Source organism: Sedimenticola hydrogenitrophicus (assembly GCF_029017505.1).
GTDB classification, from domain to species: Bacteria; Pseudomonadota; Gammaproteobacteria; order Chromatiales; family Chromatiaceae; genus Sedimenticola; species Sedimenticola hydrogenitrophicus_A.
Genome location: NZ_JAQGEI010000018.1, coordinates 90,190 through 99,595, shown reverse-complemented (window position 1 = coordinate 99,595; position 9,406 = coordinate 90,190). Strand labels below are relative to the sequence as shown.

Here is a 9,406-nt window from a genome sequence, read left to right as displayed (position 1 = left end):
CCTGGCGCATGCTGCGCTTCTGGCGTTCGCGTCATTGGCGGTAACGGTGGCAGAACTGGCTGTAGCGCAACGCCTGTCCGCCGTGCACGGCCACGTACTCCGACCACAGCAATTGCAGGGTGACGCCCTTGCGCTTGAGCTCCTGATGGATGGAGGGGTAGTCCAGTTCGGCCAAACGCGTGGTGGCGGTTCGAGGCGGATACAGGCGCGCCTCCAGTGCCGCCTCATCCATCCCCTCGGGCAGGGGCCAGGACAGGCCCTGCGCCTGGGCCAGGCTCACATACTTGTTGACCGCCCCCTTGGACAGGCCGACGGCACGGCCGATCTTCTCGTGGCTGAGTTTGGCCTCGAACTTCAGTCGAAGTACTTCGGTAATTTTACGCATTGGAATCCTCTTGCCCGGCATCGTCTCCCCCGCTTGAGAAAATGCGGGGGGCTATGCCTGAAAAAGTTGAAAGATTCCAGTGCTTTTCGAGAGATTCCGGGGATCGTGACCGGCGTTTCCGGCATCGTGACCGCCGATTCCGGCAAGCTGGCCAAAATCGGTCACGATAAAACGGAATCACCGGTCACGTTCGACCGGAATGAGCGGTCACGATCAATCGGAATGGGCGGTCACGTTCGTCCGGAATACGCATTTACCTGATTACCCATCTAACTCAGCTGTGTTGCGGAAAATATTATCCGCGAGGAGTGGTACAGGGATGCACCTGTTAATGGCCATTTAAACTGACCCACTATTGGCCATTTATTCTGACCCACCTTGGGTGGCTTTGGCCACCAAGCCATGTAGTGTTCCCGGTCTTATCCAGCGGTGTAGCCTGGATGAAGCCGCAACCACCGAAACAGGGAGTTGAGCACAGGGGCTGGCGGCGGCGTAATCCGGGGCGTGGGGCGACGCAGCGCAGAGTCCTGGATTCCGCCCGATCGGGGGTGAGGGTCTGTCGGGGTTTCGTGGGGCGGGCTTCATCCAGGCTACAGTGCTTGTCAATCTCCCTAAGCATGTAATGGATACGTAATCCGATAGTTGCATCAAGATACGTTAAATATTACCCAAAGCCGTGTATTTTCAGGTTAAACGCTCGTCCTGTTTCCGCAGCCGGAATTCACCGGCAGTACCATCCAGTCTGTGTGCACATCCCCACACTTATTTCCATCGGCACGCTGAAAATCCATCAAGGATCGACTATAGTTCAGGCACGCATCACAACTATATGTGTGCTTATAGATTGCCATTATTAAGATAGAAAATAGGGACTAATCAGAACTATGCGCTGCCTTCGACCAAGGATTCAAAAGACAGGCAATTCCTGGAACATAATTCTTTAGCCAGGTCCATTTTAGGACCAATCATGGAGGAGTCCATGTTACAAGAAAAGGAATTTGCATTAACCGAGCGCCAGAAACGTGAACTTGAATATCACCGTGAATACGCTCGTCAGCATACCGCCCTGTTAAAAAAACCCTTTTCCTGGGATGTTCTGGAGCACCCCTCTGACCGATGGTGGAACGCCTACTGGCAGATGTATGATCACCTCACTAAATTGAAACTTGAAGGAAAACGCGTACTGGTAGTGGGATGTGGATTTGGTGATGATGCCTTGCGTCTGGCGAAACTTGGCGCAACTGTATTTGCTTTCGACTTATGCCCTGACTCACTAAATATCGCGAAAGCACTAGCAATTCGGGAAGGGTTAAGCGTCACATTTGATAACATGGCAGCTGAATCACTAGCGTATGAAGATAATTTTTTTGACGTCATCATTGCCAGGGACATCCTTCACCATGTCGATATACCCTTGGCCATCAGGGAGATTAAGAGGGTGGCCAAACCCGGCGGATTACTCATCGTCAATGAAATATACTCCCACTCGATCACAAACCGAATCAGGCAATCCGCTTTTGTTGAAAGATTTCTCTATCCCAAAATGCAGAGATTGATCTATGGTGCTGATACCCCTTATATCACCCAGGACGAAAGAAAGTTAACGGAACTGGATATCGAGGAAATTGTAAAGAACTCAAACAAACCTAATTCTGAAAAATACTATAATTTCTTGGTTACCCGGATTGTGCCTGATCGATTTGTTGCCTTTTCGAAAGTTGACCGTTTGCTTTTGATCATGCTGAAACCAATTGCCCATTTTTTGGCAGGACGGATTTTTTTCTCTATACAGATCGCCAAGTGAATGAATAGGCAGTCGGCTAGCAGTCCATTCACCCGGTGAGTGAATCAAGACAAACTGCAAGTTTCTGTGAAGACGTTCGCCTTGAATATTTTTCGATGACGATATCCGATGCCACCGTTGCAGATCCATTTTCGATACTGGTGATAAATTGCAATAGGGCCTGTTCTATTGAGCCGACATCATCCAGGGGCGCTATATCAGACAATCCCGCTTCTCGCAAGGTATGTGCGGTATCCCCACTGGCATCGGTAAGCGCCAGAATCGGCCGACGGGCTCGAAAATATTCATAGAGTTTTGCAGGTACCTGATGATTACAATTGGCTGCCTGGAGTATTATCAACCCGTCGGCTGATAACATCTCTTTCAAGGCATGGCGATAGGGTATACGCGGCTTCATCTGGACAATATCATCGATCACCAATCGATTCAGGGATTTTTGAAACGACTCATCATGCCCCGTGGCTCTGAGTATGATGTTTAGTCGCTGTTTATCGATCAGCCGCCGCTTTTTCAGATTCGACAACGCCTGAAAGAAAACCTCTGGGTCCCTCTCATCAGGATAGATGACACCACTGTGGATCAACTTTACAGCCCTGGTATCTTTCTGTGGACTTGCGGTGAGACAGGGCGAGATAGCCGCCGTTTCTATTTCGGCGAAAATATCTTCATTGTAGCCATTGGGTAGTTGGAGCCATTTTCCGTCTGGTTCTCCGGGATAACGTTTCTGATACATCGAAACCGCCCCGGGTGTAGTAAAGACCGCTTTCGAACAGGCCTGGATCGTTTTCTTTTCAATCCATAAAAACACCCTCCGTCGTGCCTCTTCTCTCGGGTAGGTTGGCTCTGTCATTGAATCGCGAAAATCGGCTATCCAGGGCAGGCCGGTGAGCTTATGCAGGGTCAAGCCAATAAGATGGGAGGTGGCGATCGGATAGGTACTCCATATCACCTTCGGCCTGTATTTTCGGATTAGACGCAACCCGGACCAGACGCCCCCAAACCACCAACTGGACCATGGATCGGGTAGTGCCAACAGGTCGAGGTAGCGCCCCCCGAGGGAGAGATGTTTTCTGGAGTTCAGGGCAAAGGCCCTTATCACAGGCACCCCCTGTGGAATATCCCTTAACTGATCGTCATTGGTATCGGCATAGGCGCGTGTATGTGCCGAAAGAATCAGGGGAGACCAACCATAATCGCCAAGATATCTGGAGAAGGCCAATGTACGCTGTAACCCGCTGCTCACCTGAACGGGTGGATAGTGGTAAGCCACCATCAGTACCCTGTTTACCATGATTTAAGCCAATCCCGAATCTCCGCAGTAACGGCATCTCTCCAGACAGTTCGCGAAAATGTGTGATCGGCCTCATCGATCTGTTTAATCCTGAAACGCCCCTGCGCAACAATACTCTGGAAGGCTGACGAGGCATCGACAGCTTGCCTGAACTCAGCAGCAGTGAAATCATTACCACTGAGCACCAGCAACACCTTGCCGGTAAAGGTTTCCAAGGCCCGTTCCAGCCTCAGCGCCAGTGACAAGTCAGACTGGCTGATACGCGGGTCGGCCGTACTCGGGACAGCGTGGCTGGAACCCCGCCCGGTTGCCCTGACAACCAACTCAAAAAAAGAGTTCAGGGCAGACCAGTAATCCACTCTACCGGCACGTAGCTTTCGCCAAAATCCCTTACTGAACAATCGATTCAGATAATAGTGTCTGATATAAGTCCTGGCCTCGCCTGCGTCACTGCGTACCCAGGGATTCAATAGCACCAAGCCCTGAACACGTTCATCATCCGCGGCGTAGAGTGCCGCCGCGGTGGCGGCGTCACACAAACCCAAAATCACTACTTCCGTGAGCCCCGGACATTCGTGCTGGAAACAGTCCATGGCAGTTGCGATATCGTCGGTGATACCCTCAAAACCGATCAAGTCACCACTGCTATCCCCCATTCCTCGATAATCAAAACGAAATACCGGTATATCAGATTCAGCCAAGTCTCTTGCCAAGAGTACAAATTGGCGATGACTACCGACCCGATACTGTGGTCCTCCTACGACCAACAAGACACCGCACTGAGCGGGCTGCCTGCCAGGGTGTATAACGCCGATCAGCCGTTCTCCCTGACAAGCGAAGTTTAGCGGACGCTCAGTGGCCACATTTTCTGAGACCTCCTCAGGGGTCGGAGTCTGGCAGGATACGGGCTCATTCAAATCCCCACCATCCATCACAGCCCCATCATCGCGAGGACAACTGATTGCAGCACGTACGCCTTCCTCCGAACGCAGGATCAAATCCGGCACCAGGGTAATCTCTGGCGTCATCCAGAATGGCTCACCTGCGACTAACTCAACGGTGATCTCGACTCCATGATGTTGCCAGGACTCCACAATCCGTTGCTTATCGATTGGCAAAGGGGTATCGGAAGTTTTTGTTAACTCCAGCCAGTTGATCTTGGTCCCTGCTGCAGGCAACATTAATGATAGATTCAGCTCATCCAACTCATTCGCCAGCTTTGGCGATAGTCTATAACCCGCGATTTCCAGACTTGTGCCCTGACCAAGCTGAGTTCGTAAATCACTTACCTTTTCTTGCTGTCCGTCCATGAACCCGGCCACCGTGCGCAGTCTCAAAAACTGGGTCAGCATCCGTGCGCCAGTGCAGACCGGCTGCCACAATAGCAGGCTGCTGACCGGGTTATTCAGTCGCCTAGCCACATCCAGGGCCAAAAGCGCACCGAGTCGAAGACCCCAAAAATGAATTTTGATGGCGCCCTGCGCCCGCATCCAGTCGACAAGGTAAAGCATATCCGCACACCAGACCGACCAATCCGCCTCGGAGAAATCCCCACCACTCTCCCCCGTGCCATACAGGTCAGGGACAACTACCGTCATCCCCATCCCAGCAAATGATCGTGCTTGGGCACTGACCATTTTACGACTTTTATTCATCTCTTCAGCAAAGGCAGGAAAATGCAGGACCCAATGATCGAGTGCGTGATTTGAAGGGGTATACAGCGTGACAAACAGCTTTCTATTCTGATGATTGAGGAAAAAAGGTTCGGTATTGATGGTGTTCTTCATGAGAATAGATTTCATCAATGGGTAGGGGTATGTCGCGGTGCGCCAATTGAGGTCTTATCTTTATACCTGAACGGGATATCTGCACCTACCCACCGCTTGACATCCATCTGTTGCAGCCTCGTGAGACTACGACTGGGACATCTTCATCGTCACGAAGGCATGGAGTGACCCTAATGACTCGAACACATCAGCATTGACCTCGTCGTCATCAAAATAGATATCATACTGCTCTTCGAGTGAGGTCATCAGATTGACGACCGCTAAAGAATCCAATTCCTGCACATTCCCCAATAATGTCGTATCCGAGTCAAACCCGTCAATCCGCGACCCCAGTTGTAGAACCTCAGCCACCGTGCGCTTGATATCATCCAGTGCTACCACGTATAAATCTCCTCTGCTATCTTTTAAGCGGTTCGTTGCCTATATTAATTAAATCATATACTGCCAAACCGGGATGCCGTCAATCGCAACCCGCTCCCCGACACCGGTTGGGGATAACTACTGGGCCAGTGCGATGCCGATTAGTCAATGCGTCCTTGATTGTAGCCAATGGGTTTCCTATCAATGTCCCCCTGGCTAGCGGCGCTAGACTTGTTACGCTCGCATTATAAGCATACGGGATAAATGGATAGTCAGTCACTCGGTTATTGAGCATGGCGGTTATGGCCACACACATACCGACTAAGCTATGATAAACGATTATCCCCCGGCAAAATAATAGACAGGAAGCACGTTGGAAGATGGAACAAGTCACCAGTAACTTTGAACTTAATGTCAGAGCATTTAAAGAATCGCTAAAGTTCAATATACCGGCAAGTCATAACCTCACTGAACATCTCCATGCTGTCATGCGGTGGCTCTGCCGAGCCCATGATATGACTACCGATGACGGGGTTTCACAGACCTATCTGGTCAGGTATAAAAAATGGGCCAATTCTTACCCCGAGACCACGGGCTATATCATCCCTACGATGTACCGATATTGGGCCATCTCGGGTCTCGATGAATTCCGGGAACGAGCCAGGAAAATGACAGATTGGGAGTGTGACATCCAACTGCCCAACGGCGGTGTTTTAGCCGGTGCGATAGGTGATTCTGACAAACCTACTGTATTCAATACCGGCCAGGTATTATTTGGTTGGACAAGGGCATTCGAAATAGAAAATATTGAGAAATACAGAGAATCTGCCGTAAAGGCGGCACACTGGCTCTGCAATATTATGGATGATGACGGTTGCTGGAGAGCGTACGGCTCACCGATGACGCTTTCAACTGGACCCAATTTATATAACACGCGCAGTGCCTGGGGATTGACCAGGACGCATCAAATATCGGGTGAAAAGCGATTTCTGGATTGCGCGATCAAAAATCTGGAGTGGGCACAATCTAAAAGCCACGTTAACGGCTGGCTGGAGGAAAATTGCCTGCAAGACAATAGTCAGCCATTTCTTCATACGATCGCCTATGCCATGCGTGGATTTCTGGAAGTCGGGATTTATGCCCAGCGCCAGGATTTTGTCGATCTCTCGATTAAAATTGGAGATGCTCTGCTTCATCAACTACCCGCAACGGGGTATATGCCGGGCCGATTCAATAAAGACTGGGAGCCCACCGTGAAATGGTGTTGTCTTACCGGGAATGCCCAAATCGCCATCAACTGGGGCAGGCTATATCAATTGACAGGAGACACAAAGTACAAAGAGGCGGTTATACGTATCAACAAATTCACCAGGAGCACTCAGAAATTAAAAGGTAATCCGGATGAACTTGGTGGTATAAAAGGGTCACATCCAATCAATGGGGGATATCATCCCTGGCAATACCCCAATTGGGCCGCGAAATTTTTTGCTGATGCATTGTGCATGGAAGGTTATCTGACGAATCTTATCGAGTGCCCGGAGGAGATGGATAACGTGACCACCTGACTAGTCTATTTCCGGTGCATGCTCTGATAACCAAAGTTCCAGCACAGTCAGGATCCATACCAGCTCACCATAGTAGACCACATGCCTTTCCCGATGCATACTGATGACCTTATCTATGAATTCCGGTTTGAAATAACCCCTCTTTTTTAAAGAATTCAGGGAGTCATAAGCCAACTCCTGCAGGGATTTATGCGTACTCATCCAAATTCCAAATGGCAGCCCGAAACCGTGCTTCTTTTTGTTGATGGTGGCGTCCGGCAGCCAGCCGCGGAGCGCCTCTTTATAAAAATACCGCAGCTTTTGCCCTTTCAATTTCCACCGATCTGGCAGTGTGCAAGAAAACTCGATCAGTTCATCATCTATCATTGGATAAGCGACCTCGATACCGGCAACTGCACACATGTGGCTCACTTTTCGTAAATCGTTGTCAGCCAGCGTGTACTGCCAATCCAGATATAGCATCCGGTTGAGTTTTGATGCATCCTTGGGAAGACTATAGACCTCTCGATAATATGCCTCTGGATAACTAACGTTGACCGCCTGAAGAAATTCATCAGTGAACAATTCGGAGGGGGAGTGAAGATTAGTGTAGTTGTTAATTTGTAACCTATCAGGGAGGGAGACGTTGGCCTGTCTGATGTAACTATTAATTTTACGAAACAGATATAACTTGTCGGTAGTCAAACCAAAAGCTGGCTCTAGTACATTCGTACGTAACCATTTTGGCAAACTGCCGTAGGCCTCAAAAATCGATTGTTTGGCATATCGCTCATTGCCGGCAAACAATTCGTCCCCGCCATCGCCTGCCAAGAGCCGCTCTATTCCGTGGTCCTTCGCGAACTTGGCGCAAAAATAGGCAGGCAATGCCGATGAATTGCCGAAAGGCTCGTCATAACTGGTTGCGACCTTTGGAAGCGCCTCCACCACATCATCAGGGGTTACATAGTATTCGTGTAGCTTGACACCGAAATGTTTGGCTGTGATACGGGCATAGGGAACCTCATCATAACCCTCCGCATTAAAACCTATGGCAAAGGCCTCCTGCTCCCCCTCACCTATCTCCGCCAACATGCCCACAACCGTGGAACTATCCAGACCACCACTAAGAAAGGCCCCCGTCCGCCGCGAAGAATCCAGGCTTTTCCGTAGACTTTTTCTTAGCAACTCCCTGAGTTGCGCACCCGCTTTGGAAAATTGCTGAGTTGAACTATTCTTGAATACCGGTATGGACAAATTTCGGATGCGTATTTTATCCTTATCTGCAATCAACAGTTCGCCAGCCGAGAGTTTCTTAACGCCTTCATAAACGGTGCTGGGACTGGGAATCATATGCGAGTAGACATAATTGTAAATACCCTGGTTACTCAGGTTAACGGCCACCTCCGGACAGGCCAGGACAGCACTGGCTGACGATCCCAAAACCAGGCCGGATGCCAAGGTTGACCAATAGAGAGGGTATCTGCTCATTCGATCAACACCGGCCAAGACGATGTCTTCAGAATCATCAACCAGTACGAATAAATACTCGCCCCAAAGCGATTTTAAAAACGATTCCCCCTGTTGATGATATTCCTTGACAAAAGCCTGGCAGAGAGCGGCGGCGTTACCGGTGGTCGTATCCGGCATGCCTGGCCAACAGGGTAAGCCCAATATAGCCAGTAGTCCATTCTCACCAAATGTATAAATATGGCCTGTTGTTCTGAAGGAGCACAAGGCATTCCCGACTATCCTGTGTGGCAAGGAGGTGTTACTCGCCTTGCCCATCCACTCTTCTGGCTGGCCAGTGTTTTTTAGTTGGGCAGACCAACTCCTATACCCCCACAGCGAGGGAGACATGATGTTATTCATAAATGTTTCCTGATTACCCATCATACTCAGCCAAGTTTGGATACCGGTTATTAAAACCGCGAGTGAACGGAAATACACGCAAATGGCGAGCAGGTGGGCAAAGCTTGCTGCTCACACTTTGTGGCCTGGGTGGAGTCCGCTCCAGGGGAACTTGACAGGCGCACAGCACTGTAGCCTGGATGAAGCCCGCCCCACGAAACCCCGACAGACCCTCACCCCCGATCGGGCGGAATCCAGGGCTCTGCGCGGCGTCCGCCCCACTTCCCGGATTACGCCGCCGCTAGCCCCTGTGCTTAACTCCCTGATTCGGTGGTGGCGGCTTCATCCAGGCTACGCGGCTACGATGCCTGCTGGCATCCTGCCTTA

Annotated in this window: 8 protein-coding genes; 3 read left to right on the top strand and 5 right to left on the bottom strand. The window is 50.4% G+C overall.

Features of this window, described 5'->3' with window-relative positions:
- Window positions 1-31: 31 nt before the first annotated feature.
- Entirely contained in the window at window positions 32-385 is a 354-nt protein-coding gene (locus tag O9K64_RS12865; RefSeq protein ID WP_275098482.1) for a hypothetical protein, read from the bottom strand.
- Window positions 386-451: 66 nt separating this feature from the next.
- Here O9K64_RS12865 and O9K64_RS12860 point away from each other — a divergent pair, with 66 nt between their 5' ends.
- A complete protein-coding gene (locus O9K64_RS12860; protein ID WP_275098481.1) occupies window positions 452-646 on the top strand; it encodes a hypothetical protein in 195 nt (64 codons plus the stop codon).
- A 718-nt stretch (window positions 647-1,364) separates the two neighbouring features.
- Complete coding sequence (locus O9K64_RS12855) at window positions 1,365-2,189, top strand: class I SAM-dependent methyltransferase (RefSeq protein WP_275098480.1); 825 nt, start codon at window positions 1,365-1,367, stop codon at window positions 2,187-2,189.
- Window positions 2,190-2,217: 28 nt separating this feature from the next.
- On the opposite strand, the gene O9K64_RS12850 is transcribed toward O9K64_RS12855, so the two are convergent.
- The 3 genes from O9K64_RS12850 to O9K64_RS12840 all read right to left on the bottom strand — a co-directional run bounded on the left by O9K64_RS12850 (window position 2,218) and on the right by O9K64_RS12840 (window position 5,648).
- On the bottom strand, window positions 2,218-3,480 hold the full coding sequence (locus O9K64_RS12850; protein ID WP_275098479.1) for a glycosyltransferase: 1,263 nt from the start codon (window positions 3,478-3,480) through the stop codon (window positions 2,218-2,220).
- Window positions 3,474-5,267, bottom strand: a complete 1,794-nt coding sequence (locus O9K64_RS12845; protein ID WP_275098478.1) for a hydrolase 1, exosortase A system-associated — start codon at window positions 5,265-5,267, stop codon at window positions 3,474-3,476. The genes O9K64_RS12850 and O9K64_RS12845 overlap by 7 nt, the downstream gene beginning before the upstream one ends.
- Before the next feature lie 126 nt (window positions 5,268-5,393).
- Window positions 5,394-5,648: a phosphopantetheine-binding protein gene (locus O9K64_RS12840; RefSeq protein ID WP_275098477.1), complete on the bottom strand. Its 255-nt coding sequence runs from the start codon at window positions 5,646-5,648 to the stop codon at window positions 5,394-5,396.
- 359 nt (window positions 5,649-6,007) lie between these two features.
- On the opposite strand from O9K64_RS12840, the gene O9K64_RS12835 reads away from it, so the two are divergent.
- Window positions 6,008-7,192, top strand: coding sequence for a hypothetical protein (locus O9K64_RS12835; protein ID WP_275098476.1), 1,185 nt, complete (start codon window positions 6,008-6,010; stop codon window positions 7,190-7,192).
- Here the strand turns inward: O9K64_RS12835 and O9K64_RS12830 are convergent, their stop codons facing one another.
- On the bottom strand, window positions 7,193-9,040 hold the full coding sequence (locus O9K64_RS12830) for an asparagine synthetase B family protein (protein ID WP_275098475.1): 1,848 nt from the start codon (window positions 9,038-9,040) through the stop codon (window positions 7,193-7,195).
- Between the last annotated feature and the right edge of the window lie 366 nt (window positions 9,041-9,406).